The following is a 23,342-nucleotide window of genomic DNA, read 5'->3' as shown; positions in this document are numbered from 1 at the left end:
GATGCCCGACCGCCGTACCCTGCTGCTCACTGTCCTGGCGATGCTGGCCTTCGCCGGCAATTCGCTGCTCTGCCGCGCGGCGCTGAAGGACACCGCCATCGACGCGGTCAGCTTCACCGCCCTGCGTCTCTTCTCCGGCGCCCTCATGCTCGCCGTCCTGCTGCATCTGCGCCGGCGCCCGGCCACGCCCGCGCGCGGCGGCTGGCGCGGGGCGGCGGCGCTGTTCGTCTACGCGGCCGCGTTCTCCTACGCCTACGTGCAGCTGGACGCCGGCACCGGCGCGCTGCTGCTATTCGGCGCGGTACAGGTCACCCTGCTGCTGGCCGGCCTGCTGCGCGGCGAACGGCTGGGCGGACAGGCGCTGCTCGGTTTCCTGCTGGCCCTGGGCGGCCTGCTGTTCCTGTTGCTCCCCGGAGCCAGCGCGCCGCCGCTGGGCGGTGCCCTGCTGATGCTCCTGTCCGGCCTCGCCTGGGGCCTCTATACCCTGCTCGGCCGCGGCGGCGGCGATCCGCTGGCGGTCAGCGCCGGCAACTTCCTCCGAGCCCTTGCCTTCGCCGCCCTGCTGCTCCTGGCATTCCATGGGCAGTTGCGGCTGGACGGCGCCGGACTGGCCTATGCCCTGCTTTCCGGCGCCCTCGCCTCCGGCCTCGGCTACGCCGTCTGGTACAGCGCACTGCCGGGGCTGACGGCGATCCAGGGCGCCTCGGTGCAGCTCAGCGTGCCGGTGCTCGCCGCCCTCTGCGGCGCCCTGTTGCTCGGCGAGCCGCTCGCCCCGCGATTGCCGCCGGCGACCCTGGCGGTGCTCGGCGGGATCGCCCTGATCCTCGCCCCGCGCCTGGGCCGCGCGGCGCGCGAAGGCGCCTGAATCAGACCGAGGCTTCGCGCTCCAGCAAGTGGCAGAGCGCGGTCTTCAGCTTCATCGGCCGCACCGGCTTGTGCATCAGGGTATGGCCAAGCTCGCGGACCTGCTGCTTGAGCTCGTTGCTGTAGTTGGCGGTGATCATCAGCGCCGGCAGCGGCGAGCCGCGCCGGGCGTTGATCGCGGCAACCGCGTCGACGCCGTTGCGCTGGTCGTCGAGGTGATAGTCGACGATCAGCAGGTCGGCCTCGGCATGGTAGTTGTCGACCTGTCGCGCCAGGTCTTCCTCCGACAGCGCCGTCACTACCCGGCAGCCCCAGGCTTCGAGCAACGTGCGCATGCCGGCGCAGATCGCCGCATCGTTGTCCAGCACCCACACCCGCGAACCACGCAGGCGCTCGCGCAGGTCGTCCGCGCTGGCCAGCGGCTCGGCGCGACTGCGCGGGGCATGGCGGGCCAGCGGTACCTCGATGGCGAAGCACGAGCCCTTACCCGGCAGCGAGCCGACCCGGACCCGGTGGCCGAGCATGCGGGCGATCTTGTCGACGATCGCCAATCCCAGGCCGAGCCCGCGGTCCTGGTGGCAACGCTGCGACTCGCCGCGCTTGAATTCCTGGAAAATCTCGCCGAGCTTGTCGGCGGCGATGCCCACCCCGGTGTCCCAGACCTCGATCGACAGGCGCTGCCGATGCCGGCGGCAACCCAGCAGCACGCGCCCTCGCGGGGTATAGCGGATGGCGTTGGAAAGCAGGTTGCGGAGGATTCGCGCGAGCAGTTGCTGGTCGCTGCGGACCAGCGCCCCGCAGGCCACGAAGTCCAGGCGCAGGCCTTCGCTGGCGGCTACCTGGCGGTACTCCGCGGCCAGGTTGCCCAGCAGTTCGCCAAGCTCGAACGGGGCGATGTCCGGGGTGATCACGCCGGCGTCCAGCTTGGAAATGTCCACCAGGGTGCCGAGCAGGTTCTCCACGTCCTCCAGCGAATGGCTGATGTTGTTCACCAGCGCCTCGTTGTCCCGCGTCGCGCTGCCGCGCTCCTGCAAGGCGCTGGTGAACAGCCGCGCGGCGTTCAGCGGTTGCAGCAGGTCGTGGCTGACCGCCGCGAGGAACTTGGTCTTCGACAGGTTGGCCTGTTCCGCCTCGCGCTTGGCCTCGCGCAGGCGCGCCTCGACCTGGCTGCGCTCGTGGATCTCGCGCTTGAACTGGTCGTTGAGGGTGGTCAGCTCGGCGGTCCGCTCGCGCACCCGCTGTTCGAGGTTCTGGTAGGCCTGGTGCAGCGCCTCGGCGGTCCGCCGGCGCTCGGTGATATCCCGAATCAGCACGAACAGCCCGGCGACCCGGCCGTCGGCCTGGCGGTTCGGCACGTAGGAGCGCTGCATGTAGCGCTCCTCGCCGGACAACGCGGTCTCGGCGATCTCGAAGGTCACGCTTTCGCCGGCCAGGGCCCGCTCGAAGTACGGCTCCAGGCGCCGGCAGTGCTCGGCGCCATGCACGTCGCGCAGGCAGCGGCCGAGCATCGAGCCGCTGGGCCAGCGGTACCACTCCTCGTAGACCTTGTTGGTGAATTCGTAGACCAGTTCGTCGCTGAGATAGGCGATCAGCGCCGGCACCTGGTCGGTGATCAGGCGGATCCAGCGCTCGCTGGCGCGCAACGCCTCGGCGTGGCGATAGCGTTCGGTGATGTCGGTGAAGGTGTTGACGAAGCCGCCGGTGGGCAGCGCATGGGTACGGATCTCCAGCACCCGGCCATCGAACAGGCGCTGCTCGCGGGCGCTCAGCGGACTCCCCTGGGAGTCCTGGCTGCGCGGCGTGAGCAACGGCAATTCGCTCTCCGCCATGACTTCGGCGAAGGCCCGGTGCCCGGCGATCGGGGCCAGCCCGCAGAGTTCCAGGAAGCGCCGGTTCCACAACTCCAGCACACCGTCGGCGCCGACCATCGCCACGCCCTGGGAGAGGTTGTCCACCGCCCGCTGCAACAGGTGCGACTTCTGCGCCAGCGCCTGCTCGCGGCGCGCGGTCTCGCTGAGCTTGATCTCGGTGACGTCGCTGTAGAGCACCGCCAGCCCGCCGTCGCGGGTCGGTCGCTCGCTCATCCGCAGCCAGCGCTCGTCGCGTAGGCGATACAGGGTCTGCTGGTCGCCGCCGCGCTGTTCCTCGACGATCAGCCCACCGCTACGCGCCAGCCGGTGCAGTTCGGCGCGGCGCATGCCAGGACCAATCCGCGCCCGGCTGTCGACCCACAGCGCGCGGAAGCGCTCGTTGAACAGCACGATGCGTTGCTGCGGATCGAACAGGACGAAGGCGTCGGAGATGCTTTCGATGGCGTCGAGCAGATGCTGGTGAGCGGTCTCGGCACGCAGGCGAGCGTCGCTGAGCAACTGGTTGCTGGCCTTCAGTTCGAGCATCGTCTGGCTCAGCGCGTCGGTGCGCTCGCGGACCTGCTCGGCCAGCACCACGGAATACTGGAAGGCGCCATAGGCCTCGTCGCTCTGCGCGGCGCTCGACTCGATGCGTCCGATCAGCGCCTGGTTGATCCGCTGCAACTTGTGCCGCTCTTCTTCGAGGGCGACGACCCGCGCCTGCAGCTCAGCGACGGACACCTCCACGGGGTCGGCCAATGGCGACCCCGGTGAAGGTCTGGTTGATATGCATGCCATTGAATTGCTCTCCGTAGGTGTTGAAGCCGATCACCTGCTGGCTGCGGAGAAACGCGGCGGTAGCTTGCGTGTCACCGCCGACCTCCAGCTCCAGGCGCCGCAGGAAGCAGTCGCAACCGATGGTCAGCAACGGCGGTCCGAGGCGCTCGTGGAGGCGGCGGAACTGCGCCTCCAGGTTGGGCAACAGCGGGCCGGTGCTCATCGCGGTGAGAACGATGCCGTTCTCCACCGCACAGTAGAACGTCAGGCTCAGGTCCTCGTTGGCCTGCTGGATCGAGCGCACGTAATAGCGTTCGTCGACCCGCACCGCCAGCGGATGCGCGGAGAACAGGGCGAAATCCAGCGCCTGCGGTGCCACCCCGACCAGCCGGGCGTATTCCAGCGCCGCCGGCTCGGCGTTGAGTTCGTGGACCCGCCGGCTGCCGCTGTCGGCGCGGGTCACCACCAACTTTTCGGCGCGCGGCACCACGTGATGGGTGGTGAAGACCTCGAAGTCCAGCCAGGTGTTGACCAGCACCACCACTGCCGCCCCGGTATGGAACTGGCCCTGGTGGTAGACATGGGTGTGGGTCAGGTGCCGGTCGTCGCCGGCCGAGCCACCGAAATGCGGGATCGCGCCGAGCGCCGCGCCAAGCGCGGCGAGCACCACCTCTTCGCGGCTGGACAGGCCGTCGAGCAGGGTCAGGGCGAAGCTGTGGTCCTTGATCGGCGCCAGGCCGCCGCGGCGACAGCCGGCCACCAGGGTCTCGACCATCTGCTGCGCGTCCAGCAGGCTGAAGCGCTCCATTTCGTCGATCAGCGCGCTGCTGATGGCGAAGCTGCGCACGTCGAAGCCCACCGCGCTGACGCAGCCGCGCCCGTAGCCCGCCGGAGTGATCTCGCCGGCGGTGGTGCAACCGACCAGGTCGATGCCGCCGAAGTAGCGTTCGAGCATCTCGCCGAGGGCCGGCAGGTCGTATTCCGCGGAACAGAAGAACAGCACGAAGCCCAGGTGCGGATGGATAAGCTGGCGCGCCAGGTCCTGGGCCACCACTTCGACGTCGCGGGCGCTGGACATGCCCCTGCAGACCCCTTCCCCCTGCCCTTCGTACATGCCCGCTCCCCCGTCGTTCCGCCTCGCCAGCATTCTACGAAGGGCGCCGCCGCGGCCCCTATCCTACTTGGGTCGCGGCGGGGTCCTTCGAAAGTAGCGGTATCACCAGTTCAGTACGGCGCCGAGGGCCACGGTGTCGGTGTCCTCGTCGAGCGCGGCACCGTCGCGCCCGTCGATCCGGTAGCGGTTCAGCTCGGCGACCAGCTTGAGGTTGTCGTTGATCGTGCGGAAATAGGCGATGCCGCGACTCTCGTAGTCGGCCGCGGAACCCAGGCCGTTGCCGTCGTCGACGGTCTTGCCGTAGGACAGCGCCAGGCGGTTCTTGCCCCATGAATACGAGCCCTGCAGCAATGCGCCGCGGCTGTCCACCTCGCGCAGCGCGGCTTCGCCGGCGTTGTTGGTGAAGAAGGGATTGATGCCCTTGGCGGTGAACCCCGAACCGGTCACGGAGAAACCGCCCATCTTCACCTGCAAGCCATAGCCGACCCCCTTGGAAGTCACGCTGTCGACGCTGTCGCTGGTGTTCTTCGAAGTCTGGTAGCCGCCGTTGATCCAGCTGTAGACCTGCGCCCCAGCCAGGTCGAACTGGTAGCTGACCTCGCTCTCGTAGCGCGGGTTGTCCTGGTAGGCCTTGTCGTCGAGGCCGTCGCTGGCATCTTTGTCGATCTGGTTGGAGTCGATCGGGTCGAGGATGCCCACGGCGATGCGCAGGCCGGGCAGCAGGTCGTTGTTGCGGTAGGTGATCTGCGAGGTGGGGAACGGATACGGATAGCCGGTGCCGATGTTGCCGAAGGAGACGCCCTTGCCGTCCACCAGGCCGAGGGTGTCGCTGGGGTTGCCGAAACCGGCCAGCAGTTCGTCGAGGAAGATGTTCGAGCGCGAGAACAGGCCGAAGTCCTTGCCGATCAGCACCTCGCCCCAGTCGCCGGCGACCGTGCCGTAGAACTGACGGACGTCGATGGCGGTATCGGTGCCGTCGGTCTCGCTGTCGTTGATGGTCACCCAGAAGGAAGCGCGACCACCGAGGCTCAGCTCGTCGACCTTCCTGCCGAAGTTGAAGCCGATGTAGTTCGGCAGGAATCCCATCTTCACCCGCGACTGGCGGCGATCGTAGGTCTCGCCCTGGCGGTCGACGTCGCTGTTGACGTAGAAGGCATTGAAGTAGCCGTCGGTGGAAAAGGTGGTCTCGTCCTTGTCGTACAGCAGGATATCGGCGGCGGCCGGTTGCAGGCCGCCCAGGGCACCCAGCGAGGCCAGGGTCAGCGGCAGGATTCGGCGAACGGCGGTGTTGTTCTTGTTCATGGCGCACTCCGCGAGGTGAAACGACCGGGCCGGTCGTGGCGGAGCCGATTATCGAAACCGGGAAAGCCCGGCCATACGCTTCCTTGGGCCTGCTTCGACGCTTCTTCATGGTGGGCGTGGGTGCCGCTGCGCAAGGCGCGGGCAGCGCTCCTCCGGCGGTAGCGCAACCTTGGTCGCGGCGGGAGCGCCACCGAAGCAGCGCGGCTTTCGACCTAACGCCGCAGTGACGCCGGCAAGGCTGTCGTCGAGTTACCGCGTGGCTCGCTTCAGCGCCGGCTGGAAAGCACCCACCAGCCGCCGCGCGCCTCCAGCAACCGGGCCTGGGCCGCGAGCAGGTCGTCGCCGCTCAGGCCGAGAGCGGCCTCGGCGAGCAGCCGGGAGCGACCGGCGCCACCGCCAAGGTGCTCCGCCCAGGCGCGCCGTGCTCGCTCGGCGAAGCTGCCCGGCGCTCGGCGCAGGTCGTCGGCGAGGGTTTCGCGCAGGCCGGCCAGGCGTTGCGCCGGCAGTTGCGCGAGCGCCTCGGCGGAGCGCTGGAGGAAGGTCTCCATATGCTCCAGCAGGCGTTCCGGGCAGGCACGCGGAGATTGCGCGGCGAACAGCAGGCCGCGCCGGGCGCCGACCTCGCGGAAGCCGCAGAACAACGCGTAGCCCAGTTGCAGCTCGTCGCGCAGGCGCCGCTGGAAGGCCGGTTCGTGCAGGCGCGCCAGCAAGCGCCAGGCCGCCTCCATCGGCACCTCCGGCGAGGGCAGCGGACAGAACAGCAGCAACGCCGACTCGCCGTCCACGGCCAGTTCGCGGCGATGCCGTCCGGGCCTCGGCGGCAGAGGCGCCAGGCGCTCGCCGGCAGCCTGGCCGGGCATCCATCGTGGATCAGGCATCGTGGCCTGCATGACCAAGGCGTCCCAGCGCGTCCGCCGCCAGTCGTCGACCTCCGCCAGCGGCTCGCCGAGTAGGCCGGGCAAGGCGTCCAGCAACTGCCGGATCGGCAGGCCAGTGGCGCTGCGGCGCCGCTCGGCAGAGGACAGACGCTCGCCGCTCGCGCGCCAGTCGGGCGGCGCCGCGAGGAGCCGGGCCAGGGCCGGGCGCACGGCGGCCTCGAGGCGATCGCGCGGACCGAGCAGGCTCAGCGACCAGTCTTCGCCGAGCGCCTCCAGGCCCATCTCCACTCCCCCCAGGCGCGCCTGGCCGCACAGCGGACGCAACGCCTGGCGCAGCGGCAGGAAGCGTGGCCGTGCGGGAACACCGGGAAAGCGCCAGCGCAGGAACAGCGCGCCCTCGGCGGCGGCACTCGGCGGCAACGGCAGTTCGAAGCGCCAGGCATGCCGCTGCGCGGTCAGCGGCGGCGCTGCGGCAACCGGCGCCACGCTCAGGCGGAAGCCCGCCGACCAGCGCGCTTCGGCGCCGTCGAGTTCGCTGTCCAGGTGCAGCCGCAGGCAGCGGTCGGCTTGCAGCGCGTCCAGGCAGGCCGGGCGAATCTCCGCCGGCAGGCCGAGAACGCGCTGGCGTAGTCGCTCCAGCGGCGCAGTGGGCTCCGCCAGCAACGGCTGGCGCGCCGCCAGCAAGCTGGCGGCATCGTCGCGCAGGGCGCCCAGCCAGTCGAAAAAGGCCGCCTCCAGCGCCGCCGCCGCGCTGCCGTCGAACAGTTCGAAGGTCAACGCCAGGAGCGCCTGCCGCGCGTCCCGATGAACCACCCGCAGCGCCACCGATTCGCCCAGGCCCTGTTCGCCGAGTGCCGCCAGCAACCCGCCCGGCGAGCGATCGCCGAGCAATTCGGCGAACGCCAGCAGGGTCTGTTCGTCGGCCTCCCGCAAAGCGTCGAGGGCAAAGCCCAGCACCAGCCGCGGCGGTCCCGGCAGGCGCAGCGCCAGCGCTTCGCCGGCGAAGGGCAGCAACGGCGGCGGCGGCGGACTCGCACCTGGCGCGCGCCCCGGTAGGTCGGCGCAGGCACGCTGCGCCAGCCTCTCCAGCTCGTCCAGTGCCTGCGGCCCTTGCAGCCATAGCTGGCAATTGCCGGCGTGATAGTGGGCGGCATGGAATTCGCGCAGGGCCCGCTGGAACGCATCGTTCTCCAGGGCCAGGCTGTCGCGGCGCCCGGCAGCGAAACGCCGCAGGGGGTGTCCGGCGGGCAGGCCGAGGGCCAGCGCTGCGTCGATCAGGGTCTGCTCGTCGGCCGAGCGCGCCAGGTATTCGGCCTCGAGTACTTCGCGCTCGCGCCGTTGCGCATCGATGTCCAGCAAGGGGCGGGCGAGCATGTCGATCAGCCGTGCCAGACCGGCGCCAAGGTGCTCCGCCGTCACCTCGAAGAAATAGTCGGTGGTCCTGCCCCGGGTGCTGGCGTTGACCTGGCCGCCGCGCAGCTGCAACCACGGCATCAGGCGCTCGTCGCCGGGAAACGCCGCGCCACCGAGAAACGACAGGTGCTCGAGGAAGTGGGCCAGGCCGGGATGCGCGCTCGGCTCGTCGTGGCTGCCCGCCGCCACCCGCAGCCAGGCAGCGGCGCGCGATGCCGCCGGATCATGCGCCAGGTGCAGGCGCAGGCCGTTGGGCAGCACGCAGGCGCGGCTCCTGGGGTGGTGTTGGGCGTGGCGATCCATGGGCGTCCTCGCGGGTTCCGAGGCTGAACCTTACCCTTCCGCGAGGCGAAGGAAATAGTCCTTTCGCCGGGTCGTATCAGGAAGCCGGCGGCTCCTGGCCAGACGCTTCCTCGGAGTACAGCGCCCGTCCGCCGTCGGCCTTGAGCGCCTGCAGGACCTCCGGCGCACGGCACGGGGCGAACAGGTCGAGGCCAGGATCGTAGGCGCCGGTGCGCACTTCCAGCAGGCCGAGCATCGAGTGGAACAGGTTGTCCTGGGACAATTCCTCGTCGCTGCGCTGGCGCAGGCAGCCACTGTCGAGGCCGAAGGCGCTCTGGTAGCCGGGCGAGAACCAGGCCAGCATGCCGACGTGCTTCTGCTGGTCCGGCGCCAGCAGGTAAGGCGTGCCATGCAGGTAGAGGTTGTACTCGCCGAGCGACTCGCCATGGTCGGAGAGGTAGAGCATGCCGGTATCGATGCGCTCTTCGTTCTTGCGCAGCAGGTCGATCAGGCTGGCCAGCACGTGGTCGGTGTACAGCAGGGTGTTGTCGTAGCCGTTGATGATGCTGTCCCGCGAGCAGGCGCTGAAGTCGTTGCTGGCGCAGACCGGGGTGAATTTCTCGTATTCCCTGGGATAGCGCTTGAAGTAGGCCGGGCCGTGGCTGCCCATCTGGTGCAGGACCAGCACGGTGTCCTGTTGCAGCCCGTCGATGAAGGCCTGCAAGTCGCGCAGGAGGATCTCGTCATGGCACTCGCCGCCGGCGCACAGGGCCGGGTCCTTGCTCTCGCTCAGGTCCTGGAAGGCGACGCGGTCGCAGGTGCCCTTGCAGCCGGACTGGTTGTCCCGCCACAGGACCCGCAGGCCTGCGCGCTGCAACACATCGAGAAGGCCTTCCTGGGTGCGCGCGCGAGCGTCGCTGTAGTCCGCGCGGCCCAGGTTGGAGAACATGCAGGGCACCGACACCGCGGTCTCGGTACCGCAGGAGTGCACGTTGGAGAAGTTGATCAGGCCCTCCTCGGCCTTCAGCCGCGGGTTGGTCTCGCGAGCGTAGCCGTTGAGGCCGAAGTTCTGTGCCCGCGCGCTCTCGCCCACCACCAGCACGGTCAGCGACTTGCGCGCATGGCCCTGCCACAGGTCGGCGCGCCGGGCATCGACGGCGATCGGCCGCAGCGGCTGGCTGGCGGCCTGGGCCTGGCCCTTGGCGTAGCCGATGGCGGCGCCGACCAGGTTGCTCGGGGTGACCTGCAGGCGCAGTTCCTTGTTGTTGCGGAACAGCGAGGACAGCCCCTGGTAATTGGCCAGCGCCACCCCGGCGAGCAGCGCCAGGCAGGCGAGCGCCACCAGCAGCTTGCTCAGCAGCTCGCGTGGCCACGGCCGGTAGCGCACCGGCGTGCGCCACAGCAGCCAGACCGGCAGCGCGCCAAGCAACGCCAGGTAGACGGCGAGCTTCGGCGAAAGCAGGTCGGCGACCTCGGCCGGGTTGGTCTGCATGACGTTGCGCAGCATGCCGACGTCCATCAGCACGCCGTACTGGGTCATGAAGTAGGTGGTACCGGCGGCCGCCAGGATCAGCAGGGTCAGCGCCGGCTTGAGCAGCCAGCGGAACGCCAGCAGGGTCAGCGCCAGGTTGAAGATCGCGGCGATCATCAGGCCGACCGCCAGCATCATGCCGAGGCCCTGCCAGCCCGCCGGGGTGATCGCCAGCAGGCGTTGCCACAGCGGCAGGTTGTAGAACAGCAGGAAGGCGAGGCTGACCAGCAGGGTCAGCAGTTCGGGACGGACGGCGCGGGCTTTCGACATGGGCACGGATCTTCACTGACTTCCGGGTTGCCGTGCGCAGCGTTGCCCCTGGCAGCACTCGACGACGGCGGCAGTCTGCTCGGCGATCCGTCAATCTTTCGTGAAGAATACCTACAGAAAACGTAACCCTTCGGAAGCGCCGCAGCCCTTGTATTCCGGGGCTTTCAGCCGGATTGCAAAAAGTTCGCGGGAAGCTTTCCGGGCGTTTTCCGGGTTCGCCGGCATACCCCCCGCATGGCGCCGCCGACGCAGGCGGAAGACAGCAAGCGGCAAGGAACGCGGAGCGCTCCGGCGCCGGTGCCTACGGACTGTTCTGATTGCGACGTCGTTTTTCAACAAAAGGACAGCCAGACCAATGTCTATCCCGCGACCCCGGCATTTTCGTTAGCATGCCAAGTTTCCGGCCCGGCTCCCACAAGGACGGCGGCCGCCTCCCCTGCTCGTCCCATCCAGATGAGTGCCGTTTCCCCTACCCCCCCGGGAAACCCTTCTGTGAATTTCCTCGAGCAGCGCGGTACCTCTCCAGCATGAACGCTTTGAAAGGCCGGGACATCCTGGCGCTTGGTTTTATGACCTTTGCCCTGTTCGTCGGGGCCGGCAACATCATCTTCCCGCCCATCGTCGGCTTGCAGTCCGGCCCCCATGTGTGGCTGGCGGCGCTGGGCTTCCTGATCACCGCGGTGGGGCTGCCGGTGATCACCGTGATCGCCCTGGCCAAGGTCGGCGGTTCGGTCGACGCCCTCAGCCATCCGATCGGCAGGTATGCCGGCGGCCTGCTGGCGGCGGTCTGCTACCTGGCGGTCGGCCCGCTGTTCGCCATTCCGCGCACCGCCACGGTGTCCTTCGAGGTCGGCGTGGTGCCGCTGCTCGGCGAGAGCGGCACGGCGCTGTTCGTCTACAGCCTGGCGTACTTCCTCCTCGCCCTGGCCATCTCCCTCTACCCCGGTCGCCTGCTGGACACCGTCGGACGCTTCCTCGCCCCGCTGAAGATCCTCGCCCTGGCGATTCTCGGCGTCGCCGCCTTCCTCTGGCCCGCCGGCCCGATCGGCACGGCCCAGCCGGAGTACACCCAGGCCGCGTTCTCCCAGGGTTTCGTCAACGGCTACCTGACCATGGACACCCTCGCCGCGCTGGTCTTCGGCATCGTCATCGTCAACGCCATCCGTTCCCGCGGCGTGCAGTCGCCGCGGCTGATCACCCGCTACGCCATCGTCGCCGGGCTGATCGCCGGCGTCGGCCTGGTGCTGGTCTACGTCAGCCTGTTCCGGCTCGGCGCCGGCAGCCATGCCATCGCCGCCGACGCCAGCAACGGCGCGGCGGTCCTGCATGCCTACGTGCAACATACCTTCGGCAGCCTCGGCAGCTCGTTCCTGGCGGGACTTATCGCGCTGGCCTGCCTGGTCACCGCGGTCGGCCTGACCTGCGCCTGCGCCGAGTACTTCTGCCAGCGCCTGCCGCTGTCCTACCGCAGCCTGGTGATCATCCTGGCAGGGTTCTCCTTCATCGTTTCCAACCTCGGCCTGACCAAGCTGATCCAGGTCTCGATCCCGGTGCTCACCGCGATCTATCCGCCCTGCATCGTGCTGGTGGCGCTGAGCTTCTGCATCGGCCTCTGGCATTCGGCGACGCGCATCCTCGCCCCGGTGATGCTGGTTTCCCTGGCGTTCGGCGTGCTCGATGCCCTGAAGGCGGCGGGCCTGGGCCAGGACTTCCCGCAATGGCTGCTGCACCTGCCGCTGGCCGAACAGGGCCTGGCCTGGCTGATCCCCTCGGTCGCCACTCTCGCCGCCTGCAGCCTGGTCGACCGCCTGCTGGGCAAGCCTGCGCAAGTCGCCGCCTGAGCAGGCCCCAGCGGCCTGCCGCCTGTTCTCCCGGCCGAGCGCGGGACATGCCGGCGGGCGGCGCCAATCGCGGCGTCCGCCCCACGGCCCGGCTGGCGCCTGCCGCCGCCGGCAGCGCTTCTTCCCGCGTTCAGCCGAACGAATAAGCACTATCGAGCGGGATGATTTCTAGCGCAGCGGCGCGGTTGTTAGCCTTTCGACCATTCCCCCAGGAAAGCGAATCCAGGAGCCGGTCATGGCCAAGGCACTCATCAGCGTACTGTTGTTCTCCCTCGCCCTCGCCGGCTGCGCCAGCGACTACAACCCCTCTCGCCCGTACAGCAGCGACGAGGTCAGGCAACTGGCGCTGGAAGACCTGGCCCGGCGCAGCCTGTCGTTCGAGGAATACCAGGCCAAGCGTCAGGCGATTCTCGAGGAAAAACCGCAAACCGCCGTCAGCCAGTCCAACGCCGCCCTACGCAGTACCGCCATCTGAGGCCTTTTCGAACGGCCAAGAGAAAGCCCCGCGATGCGGGGCTTCTTCGTATTCGGGGGTGGACGGTCAGCCGCAGGACAGGCGCTTGATCACCAGCGTGTCGTCGACATCGATGTTCAGCCGGCGCGGGTTGTAGTCCATGGTCACCGCATCGTGCGGGCGCAGCGCCCGGGCGACTTCCGCTCCGGCGGCGCGGCGGGCCTCCTCGACGATGGCCGCGGAAGCCTGCTTGCCGACATAGGCCTGCACCGCATTGGCATCGCAACGGCCGTCCGCTGCCGGGGTGGCCGCGGGCGCGCTGGCGCTGCCGGTGGCTACGCTGGCGCCTTCGGTGGACGGGCTGTCGCCGTTGCTGCTGCAACCGGCGAGCAGGGCCGCGAGAACGAGTGCACTGGAAAACTGCTTCAAAGGCATACCGCCTCCTCTGATCTTCTGGGATCGCCACCTTACCAGTGGCATGGGTTTCCTGGCGAAACTGCAATCCGCGCTGACAAATTCGCCAGCTTCAGTCGCCGCTCAGGCGCTGCAGTTCGCGACGCACCATGGCCGCGTATTCCGGCGGACGCAGGAGGTAGAGCTGGCCCGCGACCCAGTCCAGCCAGCGGCCGCCCTGTTCGGCGCGGGCGTCGAGCAGGCGCCGCGCCTCTTCCTCCGCCCGTTGCCGGTGCTGCCGATGGAATGCCTGGCGCTTCGACAGGCCGGAAGCATCTCCGGTTCGATCGTCGGGAGTGTCGGTCATGGCTCTCTTCGCAACCTGCTGCACAAGCCGGACATTCTAACCGCGGAACGCCGTTGCCGTTCGCGGCAAGCGCTTGCCTCCGCCCCGCCCTGCGCCATGCGCCGAGCCCTCTGGCGCGGGGTTCGGCGACCTGGCACGGCCCTTGCGACGGAGCGGCGGTCATTCATTTCCATGGAGGCAGGTCATGAACAGCATCGGTCCCGCCAGCCTTTCCGGCTGGTCTGCGCGTTACCCGAACAACCAGCGGCAAGCCAGCACCGAGATCGGCAACGGCGATCTGCTGAAACCGCGCCCCGCCCTCGGCACGCCATTGCGCAACGAGGCCGCCGATCCCGCCACGGAGTCCGCCCGCCAGGCCCTGGACGAGGGTTTCGCGAAGCTGAACCTGACGCTGAAGCAGAACCAGGCGAATGCCACTGCCGGCGCCAGCGAAGGCAAGTCGGCCTATGACGAGTTCAAGGAGTACATGCAGAAATCGCCCGCCGAGCGGATGCGCGAGCAGGTCCTGAAGAGCCTCGGCCTGACCGAGGAGGAACTGGACGCGATGCCGCCGGAGAAACGCGAACAGGTGGAGAAAGGCATCGGCGAACGCATGCGCGAGATGATCGCCATGCAGAACGGCCAGGCGCCGGGACGGCAAGAGGACCCGACGCAGGCCGGCGCGACGCTGAACGCCTGGATCTGAGCCAGGCGCGCGCCAGTCTCTCAGCGCTGCCGGGCGACGACGCGCTTGGCGTAGCTGGCGCGCTCCATCTCGCGCACTTCGACGCTGACCTGCACGCCCTCCTCGCCGCCGCCCGCCACCGCTCCGGCGAGCACCTCGCCCAGCACCTCGCCCAGCGCCTGGCGGGTCGCCGCGTCGCGCCCGTCGAGGATCGACAGGCAGGCATGCAGGTAGGCGCGCTCGACCGCTGCGGTTCCCTGCCGGTAGGCCTCCAGGGTGACGAAGCGCGACTTGATGTCCGCCTCGCCGAATTGCCCGGAAGCGAACAGCGCGGCATTGGCCTGCTCCAGCAGTTCGCCGGGGGACGTTTCGAGGCGGAGGTTGGCAGTGGCTTCGATAACGAGATGCGGCATGCTGGCGGGCCTTGCGGGGAATGGAGAGCGGGATTCTAGCGGCTCGACGAGCGATGCGACAGCCGGCCTGCGCCTGCGTGGCTCAGATCAACCCGGCGGCCGCGAAAGCCCGCGCGTAGATGGCGCGGATCAGCGCGTCTCGCAGGCCTGCCGCTGGCCCTTGGCCGGCGTGTACAGGTAGCCGGGCGTGTCGCCCGCCTGGCGGTACAGGACCGAACCGTCGCTATAGGAAATCGCGCTCAGCGCCTGGCCATCGGCGAGGCTGCGGACATCGCCGCCCAGCGACTGGACGCTGCTGCCGTCGGGCAGCTTGAGACTGGCGAAACCGTCGATCACCTCGAGTTTGCCGAAGTCTCCGCAGTGCAACGCCAGCGGCCCGGAAGCGGCCTTTCCGTCCGACGATGAATCCCCGCAACCGCCCAGCAGCGACAGAACCAACAACGCGGGGAGAACAGCGGGCTTCATCGGGGAGTCCTTTGCGGATGAGCGGAAGACGGGACTCTACCACCTGCCGGGCAGCGGGAAAAACCGCTTCGGCGTACGCTGTCATGCAACGGCAGGCGCACCTGTGAGACAATTCGCCGAATGCCAGGCATCACACCCCGCCTTCATCGCGCTACAGCCACGTCATGACGCTGGCTGCGGCACTCCACGAATGCCCGCAGGATCGACCCATGCTCCAGATGGAGCGCAGCGGAAAGCCGAGAACCGGTAGCAGACCGGTATCGCCACGGTCCAGGCGTGCGTAAGTCCTCTATAGGTAAAGAAGTTGATCTCCACCGCGAATATCACCATGCAGTTCGGCGCCAAGCCGCTGTTCGAGAACGTTTCCGTCAAGTTCGGCAACGGCAACCGCTACGGCCTGATCGGCGCCAACGGTTGCGGCAAGTCGACCTTCATGAAGATCCTCGGCAACGACCTGGAGCCGAGCGCCGGCCAGGTCATGCTGGAACCCAACGTGCGCCTGGGCAAGCTGCGCCAGGACCAGTTCGCCTACGAGGACTTCAGCGTCATCGATACGGTGATCATGGGCCACGAGGAACTCTGGGCGGTGAAGGCCGAGCGCGACCGCATCTACTCCCTGCCGGAAATGAGCGAGGCAGATGGCATGGCGGTGGCCGAGCTGGAAGTCCAGTTCGCCGAGTTCGACGGCTACACCGCCGAGTCCCGCGCCGGCGAGCTGCTGCTCGGCCTGGGCATCCCGCTGGAGCAGCACTTCGGCCCGATGAGCGCCGTCGCCCCCGGCTGGAAGCTGCGCGTGCTGCTGGCCCAGGCGCTGTTCTCGGACCCGGACGTGCTGCTGCTCGACGAACCGACCAACCACCTGGACATCAACACCATCCGCTGGCTGGAAGGCGTGCTCACCGCGCGCAACAGCACCATGATCATCATTTCCCACGATCGGCACTTCCTGAACAGCGTCTGCACCCACATGGCCGACCTGGACTACGGCGAGCTGCGCCTGTTCCCGGGCAACTACGACGAGTACATGACCGCCGCCGAACAGGCCCGCGAGCGCCTGCTGTCGGACAACGCCAAGAAGAAGGCGCAGATCGCCGAGCTGCAATCCTTCGTCAGCCGCTTCTCGGCCAACGCCTCCAAGGCCAAGCAGGCCACCAGCCGCGCCCGGCAGATCGACAAGATCCAGCTGGAAGAGGTCAAGCCGTCCAGCCGGGTCAGCCCGTTCATCCGCTTCGAGCAATACAAGAAGCTGCACCGCCAGGCGGTGACCGTGGAAAACATCAGCAAGGGCTATGACGGCAAGCCGCTGTTCAAAGGCCTGAGCCTGCAGGTCGAGGCCGGCGAGCGCGTCGCCATCATCGGCCCCAACGGCATCGGCAAGACCACCCTGTTGCGCTGCCTGGTCGGCGACCTGCCGGTGGACGGCGGCGAGGTGAAATGGACCGACAGCGCCGACGTCGGCTATTTCGCCCAGGACCATGCCGACGACTTCGCCGACGACATGAGCCTGTTCGACTGGATGGCCCAGTGGACCCAGGGCGGCGAACAACTGGTGCGCGGCACCCTCGGCCGCATGCTGTTCTCCAACGACGAGATCAAGAAGTCGGTAAAAGTGATCTCCGGCGGCGAGCAGGGCCGCATGCTGTTCGGCCGGCTGATCCTCAAGCGTCCCAACGTGCTGGTGATGGACGAGCCGACCAACCACCTGGACATGGAGTCCATCGAGGCGCTGAACCTGGCGCTGGACAACTATCCGGGCACGCTGATCTTCGTCAGCCACGACCGCGAATTCGTTTCCTCGCTGGCTACCCGCATCATCGAGCTGGGCGAGAACGGCGTGACCGACTTCAGCGGCAGCTACGACGACTACCTGCGCAGCCAGGGCGTGATCGTCTGAGTCCCCGTCGCGCAACGCAAAAGCCCCGCATCCGCGGGGCTTTTTCATTCCGACATGGACGCGCAGGGCCTATGGGGAGCGCGACTCAGTCGACGTAGCCGGCCATCATCGCCGCGCGGGTCGCCAGGCGCTGGCCCTCGGCGATCTTCTCGCGCTGTTCGGCGGTCAGCTCGCGGGGCGGGTGGTCCTTGATGTAGGCAGCCACGTTCACCCCGATGTAGACGATCAGGGCCGCGGCGATCAGGACGTTCTTCGGATTGATGTCCGAGCGCCGCTTGCAGGCTTCGCAGATGCCGTTCTCGACGAGACGGGTCGCTCGGGCGCCGCAGTTGCGGCAGTAACACGCGCTCACAGGCCGGTTCCTTGTGCTTGTAGTTGTCCGGCCAATCTACACGCAGCGCGCCGCTGCGCACAACGCGAAAACCCCGCCGAAGCGGGGTTTTCCGATGACGCGGGGATCAGGCCGCGGCGAACTGCCCGGCGAACTGCCCGGCGATCTGCCGGCGGGCGGCGGCGATGGCCTGGGCGCGGGGCTCCTCGCCATAGGCCAGGCCTTCGGCGCGAACCACTTCGATATCGGTGATGCCGAAGAAGCCCAGCACGGTGCGCAGGTAGCCTTCGTGGGCCGCGCCGGTCGGCTGGCCGGCATGCACGCCACCGGCGGTGGAGACGATCACCACTTTCTTGTCGCCAGCCAGGCCAACCGGGCCGTTCTCGGTGTAGCGGAAGGTCTTGCCGGCGACCGCGATGCGATCGATCCAGGCCTTGAGCTGGCTGGAGATGGTGAAGTTGTACATCGGCGCGCCGATTACCACGACGTCGGCGGCGAGGAACTCTTCCAGCACTTCTTCGCCCACTGCGGCTTCATGCTTCAGCGCGGCATCGCGCAGCTCCGCCGGGGTGCTGCCGGCGGCCAGGGTCAGGGCGGAGAAGTGCGCCACCGCGTCGGCGGCCAGGTCGCGGTAGCTGACATCCAGGCCGTCTTCGTTCTGCCGCCAGGCCTGGACCAGCTCGGCGCTCAGTTGGCGGGAAGCGGAGGCGTCGCCGAGGATGCTGGAATCGATATGCAAAAGTTTCATGTCTCGCTCCTGAAAGTGGGGGATCGCAGTGTGGCGATCGAGTGGTTTGCATCCTACCGGCAAGGCCAATCGACGATTAGTCGGTAGAAACATGACTATTCGTCCCACACATAGGACAATCTGTTTTTCCCCCAGCGGAGCGCCTGCATGCCCCACGACCTCAACGACCTCTACTACTTCGCCAAGGTGGTGGAATGCGGCGGCTTCGCCGCGGCCGGACGCGAGACGGGGATTCCCAAGTCGCGCCTGTCGCGGCGCATCGCCGAACTGGAGGAGCGCCTCCAGGTGCGCCTGCTGCACCGCACGACACGCAAGCTGGCGCTCACGGAGGTCGGCGAACGCTACCTGCAGCACTGTCGCAACCTGCTGCTGGAGGCGGAGATGGCCGACCAGGTGATCGCCGAGCTGAGCGCCGAGCCGCGTGGCCGGCTGCGCCTTTCCGCACCGGTGGCCATGGCCTCGAGCAACCTGGCCGACCTGTTGCCGCGGTTTCTCGAACGGCATCCGCAGGTCCAGCTGGAAATCCTCCTGACCAACCGCCGGGTCGACCTGCTCAACGAGGGGGTGGACGTGGCCCTGCGCGTGCGCGAACTCGGCGACGAGGATCCCGCGCTGGTCTGCCGGCGCCTGGCCCCGGCGACCACGCAGATCCTCGCCGCCCCGTCGCTGATCGCCGGGCATCGCCTGGAACATCCGGAAGACCTCGAGGACCTGCCCTTCCTCGGCGCTATCCATAACGACCGCAAGGTCCACGCGACCCTGATCGGGCCGGATGGCAGCCGCTACCAGTTGGAACGCGAACCGCGCCTGGGCGTCGACGACTTCGTCCTGCGCAAGAAAGCCGCCGTGGCCGGCCTCGGCGTCACCCTGCTGCCCGAAGGCTACTGCGACAGGGAACTGGCCGATGGCAGCCTGGTGCGCATCCTGCCGCAGTGGACCTTGCCGAAAAGCACCATGCAGGCCGCCTACCTGCCGCGCAGCAGCCAGATTCCGGCGATCCGTGCTTTGATCGACTTTCTCGTGGAAGCCCTGCAACGCCCCTCGGGCGAGACCGGCCCGGCCTACCGCCGCGCCCGCGAGTGAGCCGCGCCGTTCAGCCGATCCACTGCAACAGCGCGGCGGACAGGCGCCCGCCGAGCAGGCTGTCGAGCCAGAACAGCTGGTGCAGCAGGACGATGCCCCAGAACACCAGTTGGAACGAGAGCTTGCGGGTCTTGTGGCGGAACGCCTGCTGCGCGACCAGCGCGCCAGGCCAACCGCCAAGCAGCTCGAACAGGTGCAGGCGGACCTCCGGGGTACGCCAGTCGCCGCGTGCGGCGCTGCGCTTGTCCTGCCAGTAGAGGGCGAATGCGAGCAGGCTGGCCAGCGGATAGGCCAGCAGCGGCCAGAGGGCCTGTCCGTCCAGGTACATCCGCCAGGCGCCGGCGGCCGGCAGCACGCAGAGGATCAGCAGGACCAGCAGCTTCGCCAACGGGCGCTGCAACGCGCTCGGCGGAGTCGGCGCCGGCCGTGCCTGGGCCCGCGTCACCGGCGCCTGGGCGCCACGGCGGACAGTCGGCGGGTCGAGGGTCAGCGCGTCCAGCCGCGCCCTCTCGGCGCGCAGGCGGCCCTGGGCGTCCTGGCTGGCGAGGAACCACACCTGGTCGCCCTGGCGGGGACGGCGGTCACCGCGGAACGCGGAGATATGCAGGAAGACTTCTTCCCCGCCGGTCTTCGGCAGGATGAAGCCGAAGCCCTTGTCGTCGTACCAGCGGCTGATCATGCCCGGCTTTTCCATATCCACTCGCTCGCTACCCGTTTCGCGCTGCATTCTAGCCACCCGCGGCGGCCAGGCGAAAAAAAACGCGGCTCGCGCCGCGCCTTTTACCTGGTTCCCGGGCCTCACATTTCGCCGGCGGTGCTCCAGTCGATCAGGTGGAATTGCCAGGTCGCCAGGATCAGCAGGCCGAAGGCGATCCGATACCAGGCGAAAGCCGCGTAGCTGTGGTTGCCGATGAACTTCAGCAAGGCACGCACCGCCACCATGGCGAAGACGAACGAGGTGACGAAGCCGACGGCGAACACCGGCAGGTCTTCGGGGCGGAACAGGTCGCGGTACTTGTAGCCGGAATAGACCGCGGCGCCGACCATGGTCGGCATCGCCAGGAAGAACGAGAACTCGGTGGCCGCCTTGCGCGAAAGGCCGAACAGCAGGCCGCCGATGATGGTCGCGCCGGACCGCGAGGTGCCGGGGACCATCGCCAGGCACTGGGCACAGCCGATCTTCAGGGCGTCCTTCCAGGTCATGTCGTCGACGTGTTCGGCGTGGATCACATGCTTCCGGCGCTCGGCCCAGAGCATGACCACCCCGCCCACCACCAGCGCCAGGGCGACGGTGATCGGATTGAACAGCCACTCGTGGATCAGGTCGGCGAACAGGACGCCGAGGACTACCGCCGGGAAGAACGCGATCAGCAGGTTGGCGGTGAAACGCTGGGCCTGGCGCTGGCTCGGCAGGTCACGGACGACTTGAAAGATCTTTCCACGAAACTCCCAGACGACAGCGAGGATCGCCGCCAGCTGGATGATGATGTTGAACGCCTTGGCGCGTTCGCCGCCGAAGCCGATGAGGTCGGCGACGATGATCTGGTGCCCGGTGCTGGAAATCGGCAGGAACTCGGTCAGCCCTTCCACGACGCCCAGGATGAACGCCTGGAAAGCAGTCCACCACTCCATGTTTCTCCCCCTTCTACTACTGTCCCGAACGAGCTTTCGTTGTTCTCGGCGATACACTTGCCGTCTTTTATGAAGGCCTTACGACTCCGAAGAACCCGACCAGTTCCCCCACTGCCGAAGTCGAAACCGGCGGGCATGCTACCAGAGCGGCCGGCAAAGAATCTTGGAATTGTTGCCGGCCGGCGTCCGAACGAATCCGTCCGCGCCCCCCTTTTTCCCAGGCCTTCGCGAAGCGCCGGATACATTCGCTACAATGCGTCCTCGTCGCATGAGGGCCTTCCGTGTCACCCCTTGAACTCTTCGCCGCTTCGCTCGGCGCCATCGCCGTCTACCTGACCGTCCGCCAGAATCCCTGGTGCTGGCCCATCGGCCTGGTGATGGTGGCGCTCTACGCCTGGATATTCTTCGAGGTGAAGCTTTATTCGGACATGCTCCTGCAAATGGTCTACGCGGCGCTACAGCTCTATGGCTGGTGGCAGTGGACCCGCGGCGGGCAGGACCACGACGGCCGCTCGGTGAGCCGCCTGAACGCCGCGCAGCGCCTCTACGGGCTCGGTGCGGGCCTGGTCGGCAGCGTCGCGCTCGGTTACCTGATGGCCAACCACACCGATGCCGCCAGTCCCTGGTGGGACGCCGGATTGACCGCCTTCAGCCTGGTGGCGCAATGCTGGATGGCGCAGAAGCGCCTGGAATGCTGGGCCCTGTGGATCGCCGTGGACGTGCTGTTCGTGGCGCTCTTCGCCAGCAAGGCGCTGTACCTGACCGCCGCCCTCTACGCCCTCTTCACCCTGCTGGCGATCCACGGCTGGCGGACCTGGCGCCGCGACCCGGCATTACGCGAGGGCGTCGTCGCATGAAGGTGCTGGTACTCACCGGGCCCGAATCCAGCGGCAAGAGCTGGCTTGCGGAGCAGCTCCAGGCCCGCTTCGGCGGCCGGGTGGTCGGCGAGTACGTCCGCCACTTCATCGACGAACAGCGCCGCGACACCTGCTACGCCGACATCCCCGCCATCGCCCGCGGGCAACTGGCCTGGGAAGATGCCGCCCGCGCGGAGCGGCCGGCGCTGCTGATCCTCGATACCCACCTGCTGAGCAACATCCTCTGGAGCCGGATTCTCTTCGGCGCCTGCCCGGACTGGCTCGAACCCGCCCTGCTGCGGCGGCGCTACGACCTGCACCTGCTGCTCTCGCCGGAAGGCGTGGCGTGGAGCGCCGACGGCCAGCGCTGCCAGCCGGAACTGGCGCAGCGCCAGGCCTTCCACCGCGAATGCCAAGCCTGGCTGGAGCGGCATCGGCAACCCTACCGCGCCATCGCCGGCGACTGGGCCGAGCGCCGGCGCCAGGCTTTCGCCGCAGTGCAAGGGCTGCTCCAGGACGGCTGAAGGGCCGGCCCTGTCACGCCGCCGATACACCGCCAGCGCGGTCCGGGCCTTGGCGCAGAGCGTTTCGCGACGGCACCGCGGAAAGCTGTCTCGGCGCTGAAACAGCTCCAGGCGCGTCCCCGGCAGGCTTCGCCCCCTGGTTGGCGGGCCTGCTGTTGCACGGATGCAACACTGTCCGCCAGGTTCCCCCGGCACTCACGGCCAAGTCCTTGATGGACAAGGAAAGCGCAAAACCGGCACGCCCCATGCTCACTCCCTGCCAACGCTGATTAGGGCTCAGCGCCAACGAAGGAAGCGCCATCATGTCGGGGAGTTCGCTACGCATCGTCGTTCCAGCGCTGCTGGTCATCGTCGGCTCCGTGCCGGCGAACCTCCCGCCCGCGCATGCGGCGGACAGCACGATCGTCGTCCAGCGCCAGGTCCAGCCACGGGTCGCCTACCGTCCGAGCATGGTGCCCGACCCACATCCCACCGTCGTCGACACCAACGTCTCCGCCGAGGTCAACGCCCTCGCCAACGGGGCGGCCAGCGGCAATACCGTGAGCCGCGAACTGGGCGATGCCGACTTCGCCATCGTGACCAGCGGTTCCGGGATTCGCAGCATGATTCTCCCCGGCGGCGCCCTGCCGGGTTTCGCCAACCAGCCGGCGAACCCGGCGACGGTCCAGGCCGTCGGCAACCTCGGCACCACCCACGGCGCGGGAGGCGGCGCCGGCGCCGGCCTCGCCGGGCAGATCAACGGCAGCCTCAAGCAGGGCCTGGCGCCGCTGCAGATGCTCGGGGGTGGTCAATGAAGCGCCTGTCCGCCCTCCTCCTCGCCTTCGCCTGTATCGCGTCGCTCCAGGCCGACCCGCTGGCCTCACGCAATCGCGCCAGCATCGATGCCAGCGGCACCTACCGCGGCAACTTCGCCCTCAACCAGGCCGCCGGCGACGCCCAGCAACAGAGCAACGTTCGTGTCGTCGCGGTCGGCTCCGCGGCCCTCGTCGGCAGCGACCAGCGCCAGCATCTGCAACTCGACGCCAGCCAGCCGATCGCGGCCAGCGCCAGCATCTCGGGGGCGGCGCTACGCGGCAGCGGCATCCTCGGCGTCAACCAGGGCGCCGGCCTCGGCAACCAACAGATCAACGCCTTCCGGCTGAACGTCAGCAACGGCCCGGAAAGCCTGGATGACAGCGTCCTCGCGCAAAGCGTGGCGCTGACCAAAGTCTCCGGTTCGGCCACTCCGGTCCCGGGAGGACGCAGCGTCTCGACGGACGATCGCGCCTTCGCCGGGAGCAGCGGCGTGGTGCAGGTGAACCAGAGCGCTGGGGTGGGCAATCAGTCGATGAACACCCTCAGTGTCAGGGTCATGGAATGACTCTGCCAAGCCAACACAAGCCCAACACTAAGCAC

General features: G+C 68.3%; 23 protein-coding genes. 10 read left to right on the top strand and 13 right to left on the bottom strand.

The genetic code is table 11. The features are described 5' to 3' along the window. Position 1 precedes the first annotated feature (1 nt). Complete coding sequence (locus HMPREF2914_RS07040) at positions 2–865, top strand: DMT family transporter (RefSeq protein WP_003113465.1); 864 nt, start codon at positions 2–4, stop codon at positions 863–865. 1 nt (position 866) lies between these two features. Here the strand turns inward: HMPREF2914_RS07040 and nahK are convergent, their stop codons facing one another. From nahK to HMPREF2914_RS07015, 5 genes are all read right to left on the bottom strand, one after another. After that, positions 867–3,512 (bottom strand): hybrid sensor histidine kinase/response regulator NahK/ErcS', encoded by a 2,646-nt coding sequence (gene nahK / locus HMPREF2914_RS07035; protein ID WP_003139767.1) that lies wholly within the window; start codon positions 3,510–3,512, stop codon positions 867–869. Next, a complete protein-coding gene (gene nosP / locus HMPREF2914_RS07030; RefSeq protein ID WP_003139768.1) occupies positions 3,442–4,605 on the bottom strand; it encodes a nitric oxide-sensing protein NosP in 1,164 nt (387 codons plus the stop codon). The genes nahK and nosP overlap by 71 nt, the downstream gene beginning before the upstream one ends. A 102-nt stretch (positions 4,606–4,707) precedes the next feature. Then, entirely contained in the window at positions 4,708–5,907 is a 1,200-nt protein-coding gene (locus HMPREF2914_RS07025; RefSeq protein ID WP_003139769.1) for a porin, read from the bottom strand. A 266-nt stretch (positions 5,908–6,173) separates the two neighbouring features. Further along, a complete protein-coding gene (gene pqqF, locus HMPREF2914_RS07020; RefSeq protein ID WP_070702811.1) occupies positions 6,174–8,501 on the bottom strand; it encodes a pyrroloquinoline quinone biosynthesis protein PqqF in 2,328 nt (775 codons plus the stop codon). Between the two features lie 76 nt (positions 8,502–8,577). Further along, the gene (locus HMPREF2914_RS07015) at positions 8,578–10,281 is read right to left on the bottom strand and encodes a phosphoethanolamine transferase (protein ID WP_009315602.1); all 1,704 of its coding nucleotides are present in this window, start codon (positions 10,279–10,281) and stop codon (positions 8,578–8,580) included. Positions 10,282–10,808: 527 nt separating this feature from the next. Between HMPREF2914_RS07015 and brnQ the strand changes: the two genes are divergently transcribed. Together brnQ and HMPREF2914_RS07005 are read left to right on the top strand one after the other, a co-directional pair. Then, positions 10,809–12,122 (top strand): branched-chain amino acid transport system II carrier protein, encoded by a 1,314-nt coding sequence (gene brnQ / locus HMPREF2914_RS07010; protein ID WP_003113469.1) that lies wholly within the window; start codon positions 10,809–10,811, stop codon positions 12,120–12,122. Positions 12,123–12,357: 235 nt separating this feature from the next. Then, positions 12,358–12,597 carry a hypothetical protein gene (locus HMPREF2914_RS07005; RefSeq protein ID WP_003088496.1) on the top strand — a complete coding sequence of 80 codons (240 nt, stop codon included), beginning with the start codon at positions 12,358–12,360 and terminating at the stop codon, positions 12,595–12,597. 66 nt (positions 12,598–12,663) lie between these two features. On the opposite strand, the gene HMPREF2914_RS07000 is transcribed toward HMPREF2914_RS07005, so the two are convergent. After that, positions 12,664–13,011, bottom strand: coding sequence for an I78 family peptidase inhibitor (locus HMPREF2914_RS07000; protein ID WP_003088494.1), 348 nt, complete (start codon positions 13,009–13,011; stop codon positions 12,664–12,666). A 91-nt stretch (positions 13,012–13,102) separates the two neighbouring features. Next, on the bottom strand, positions 13,103–13,336 hold the full coding sequence (locus HMPREF2914_RS06995) for a hypothetical protein (protein WP_003111311.1): 234 nt from the start codon (positions 13,334–13,336) through the stop codon (positions 13,103–13,105). Positions 13,337–13,520: 184 nt separating this feature from the next. Here HMPREF2914_RS06995 and HMPREF2914_RS06990 point away from each other — a divergent pair, with 184 nt between their 5' ends. Further along, the gene (locus tag HMPREF2914_RS06990) at positions 13,521–14,021 is read left to right on the top strand and encodes a hypothetical protein (protein ID WP_003139775.1); all 501 of its coding nucleotides are present in this window, start codon (positions 13,521–13,523) and stop codon (positions 14,019–14,021) included. A gap of 20 nt (positions 14,022–14,041) precedes the next feature. Here the strand turns inward: HMPREF2914_RS06990 and HMPREF2914_RS06985 are convergent, their stop codons facing one another. Then, positions 14,042–14,413, bottom strand: a complete 372-nt coding sequence (locus tag HMPREF2914_RS06985; RefSeq protein WP_003139776.1) for a 5-carboxymethyl-2-hydroxymuconate Delta-isomerase — start codon at positions 14,411–14,413, stop codon at positions 14,042–14,044. A 129-nt stretch (positions 14,414–14,542) separates the two neighbouring features. Next, a complete protein-coding gene (locus HMPREF2914_RS06980; protein WP_003119150.1) occupies positions 14,543–14,878 on the bottom strand; it encodes a hypothetical protein in 336 nt (111 codons plus the stop codon). A 304-nt stretch (positions 14,879–15,182) separates the two neighbouring features. Between HMPREF2914_RS06980 and HMPREF2914_RS06975 the strand changes: the two genes are divergently transcribed. After that, on the top strand, positions 15,183–16,772 hold the full coding sequence (locus HMPREF2914_RS06975; protein WP_003111315.1) for an ABC-F family ATPase: 1,590 nt from the start codon (positions 15,183–15,185) through the stop codon (positions 16,770–16,772). A gap of 85 nt (positions 16,773–16,857) precedes the next feature. Here HMPREF2914_RS06975 and HMPREF2914_RS06970 read toward each other — a convergent pair whose 3' ends face one another. Both HMPREF2914_RS06970 and azoR2 read right to left on the bottom strand, forming a co-directional pair. Then, on the bottom strand, positions 16,858–17,124 hold the full coding sequence (locus tag HMPREF2914_RS06970) for a hypothetical protein (RefSeq protein ID WP_003088334.1): 267 nt from the start codon (positions 17,122–17,124) through the stop codon (positions 16,858–16,860). Positions 17,125–17,230: 106 nt separating this feature from the next. Further along, positions 17,231–17,851, bottom strand: coding sequence for an FMN-dependent NADH-azoreductase AzoR2 (gene azoR2, locus HMPREF2914_RS06965; protein ID WP_023091897.1), 621 nt, complete (start codon positions 17,849–17,851; stop codon positions 17,231–17,233). Positions 17,852–17,998: 147 nt separating this feature from the next. Between azoR2 and HMPREF2914_RS06960 the strand changes: the two genes are divergently transcribed. Beyond that, complete coding sequence (locus HMPREF2914_RS06960) at positions 17,999–18,934, top strand: LysR substrate-binding domain-containing protein (protein WP_023091898.1); 936 nt, start codon at positions 17,999–18,001, stop codon at positions 18,932–18,934. Positions 18,935–18,944: 10 nt separating this feature from the next. Here the strand turns inward: HMPREF2914_RS06960 and HMPREF2914_RS06955 are convergent, their stop codons facing one another. Both HMPREF2914_RS06955 and HMPREF2914_RS06950 read right to left on the bottom strand, forming a co-directional pair. Beyond that, on the bottom strand, positions 18,945–19,661 hold the full coding sequence (locus tag HMPREF2914_RS06955) for a DUF1294 domain-containing protein (RefSeq protein ID WP_003132686.1): 717 nt from the start codon (positions 19,659–19,661) through the stop codon (positions 18,945–18,947). 71 nt (positions 19,662–19,732) lie between these two features. Beyond that, positions 19,733–20,566 carry an undecaprenyl-diphosphate phosphatase gene (locus HMPREF2914_RS06950; RefSeq protein WP_003088326.1) on the bottom strand — a complete coding sequence of 278 codons (834 nt, stop codon included), beginning with the start codon at positions 20,564–20,566 and terminating at the stop codon, positions 19,733–19,735. A gap of 281 nt (positions 20,567–20,847) precedes the next feature. On the opposite strand from HMPREF2914_RS06950, the gene pnuC reads away from it, so the two are divergent. From pnuC to HMPREF2914_RS06930, 4 genes are all read left to right on the top strand, one after another. After that, positions 20,848–21,423: a nicotinamide riboside transporter PnuC gene (pnuC, locus tag HMPREF2914_RS06945; protein WP_015503052.1), complete on the top strand. Its 576-nt coding sequence runs from the start codon at positions 20,848–20,850 to the stop codon at positions 21,421–21,423. After that, positions 21,420–21,947: an AAA family ATPase gene (locus HMPREF2914_RS06940; protein ID WP_023091899.1), complete on the top strand. Its 528-nt coding sequence runs from the start codon at positions 21,420–21,422 to the stop codon at positions 21,945–21,947. Before pnuC ends, HMPREF2914_RS06940 begins: the two co-directional genes overlap by 4 nt. A 302-nt stretch (positions 21,948–22,249) precedes the next feature. Continuing rightward, positions 22,250–22,741: a hypothetical protein gene (locus HMPREF2914_RS06935; RefSeq protein WP_023091900.1), complete on the top strand. Its 492-nt coding sequence runs from the start codon at positions 22,250–22,252 to the stop codon at positions 22,739–22,741. Then, the gene (locus HMPREF2914_RS06930) at positions 22,738–23,307 is read left to right on the top strand and encodes a hypothetical protein (protein ID WP_023091901.1); all 570 of its coding nucleotides are present in this window, start codon (positions 22,738–22,740) and stop codon (positions 23,305–23,307) included. Before HMPREF2914_RS06935 ends, HMPREF2914_RS06930 begins: the two co-directional genes overlap by 4 nt. The last annotated feature ends 35 nt before the right edge of the window (positions 23,308–23,342 follow it).

This window comes from Pseudomonas sp. HMSC067G02, from assembly GCF_001813485.1.
Lineage (GTDB): Bacteria > Pseudomonadota > Gammaproteobacteria > Pseudomonadales > Pseudomonadaceae > Pseudomonas > Pseudomonas aeruginosa.
This window is presented reverse-complemented; position numbering and strand designations above follow the sequence as displayed.

Coding starts and splice junctions, on each gene's coding strand:
- HMPREF2914_RS06955 (WP_003132686.1), bottom strand. CDS start 19,661: ATGCAGCGCGAAACGGGTAGCGAGCGAGTGGATATGGAAAAGCCGGGC.
- HMPREF2914_RS07040 (WP_003113465.1), top strand. CDS start 2: ATGCCCGACCGCCGTACCCTGCTGCTCACTGTCCTGGCGATGCTGGCC.
- HMPREF2914_RS06995 (WP_003111311.1), bottom strand. CDS start 13,336: ATGACCGACACTCCCGACGATCGAACCGGAGATGCTTCCGGCCTGTCG.
- HMPREF2914_RS06935 (WP_023091900.1), top strand. CDS start 22,250: ATGTCGGGGAGTTCGCTACGCATCGTCGTTCCAGCGCTGCTGGTCATC.
- pqqF (WP_070702811.1), bottom strand. CDS start 8,501: ATGGATCGCCACGCCCAACACCACCCCAGGAGCCGCGCCTGCGTGCTG.
- nahK (WP_003139767.1), bottom strand. CDS start 3,512: ATGGCATGCATATCAACCAGACCTTCACCGGGGTCGCCATTGGCCGAC.
- HMPREF2914_RS07000 (WP_003088494.1), bottom strand. CDS start 13,011: ATGCCTTTGAAGCAGTTTTCCAGTGCACTCGTTCTCGCGGCCCTGCTC.
- HMPREF2914_RS07025 (WP_003139769.1), bottom strand. CDS start 5,907: ATGAACAAGAACAACACCGCCGTTCGCCGAATCCTGCCGCTGACCCTG.
- azoR2 (WP_023091897.1), bottom strand. CDS start 17,851: ATGAAACTTTTGCATATCGATTCCAGCATCCTCGGCGACGCCTCCGCT.
- HMPREF2914_RS07015 (WP_009315602.1), bottom strand. CDS start 10,281: ATGTCGAAAGCCCGCGCCGTCCGTCCCGAACTGCTGACCCTGCTGGTC.
- HMPREF2914_RS06980 (WP_003119150.1), bottom strand. CDS start 14,878: ATGAAGCCCGCTGTTCTCCCCGCGTTGTTGGTTCTGTCGCTGCTGGGC.
- HMPREF2914_RS06940 (WP_023091899.1), top strand. CDS start 21,420: ATGAAGGTGCTGGTACTCACCGGGCCCGAATCCAGCGGCAAGAGCTGG.
- brnQ (WP_003113469.1), top strand. CDS start 10,809: ATGAACGCTTTGAAAGGCCGGGACATCCTGGCGCTTGGTTTTATGACC.
- HMPREF2914_RS06960 (WP_023091898.1), top strand. CDS start 17,999: ATGCCCCACGACCTCAACGACCTCTACTACTTCGCCAAGGTGGTGGAA.
- HMPREF2914_RS06990 (WP_003139775.1), top strand. CDS start 13,521: ATGAACAGCATCGGTCCCGCCAGCCTTTCCGGCTGGTCTGCGCGTTAC.
- HMPREF2914_RS06950 (WP_003088326.1), bottom strand. CDS start 20,566: ATGGAGTGGTGGACTGCTTTCCAGGCGTTCATCCTGGGCGTCGTGGAA.
- nosP (WP_003139768.1), bottom strand. CDS start 4,605: ATGTACGAAGGGCAGGGGGAAGGGGTCTGCAGGGGCATGTCCAGCGCC.
- HMPREF2914_RS06930 (WP_023091901.1), top strand. CDS start 22,738: ATGAAGCGCCTGTCCGCCCTCCTCCTCGCCTTCGCCTGTATCGCGTCG.
- HMPREF2914_RS07005 (WP_003088496.1), top strand. CDS start 12,358: ATGGCCAAGGCACTCATCAGCGTACTGTTGTTCTCCCTCGCCCTCGCC.
- HMPREF2914_RS06985 (WP_003139776.1), bottom strand. CDS start 14,413: ATGCCGCATCTCGTTATCGAAGCCACTGCCAACCTCCGCCTCGAAACG.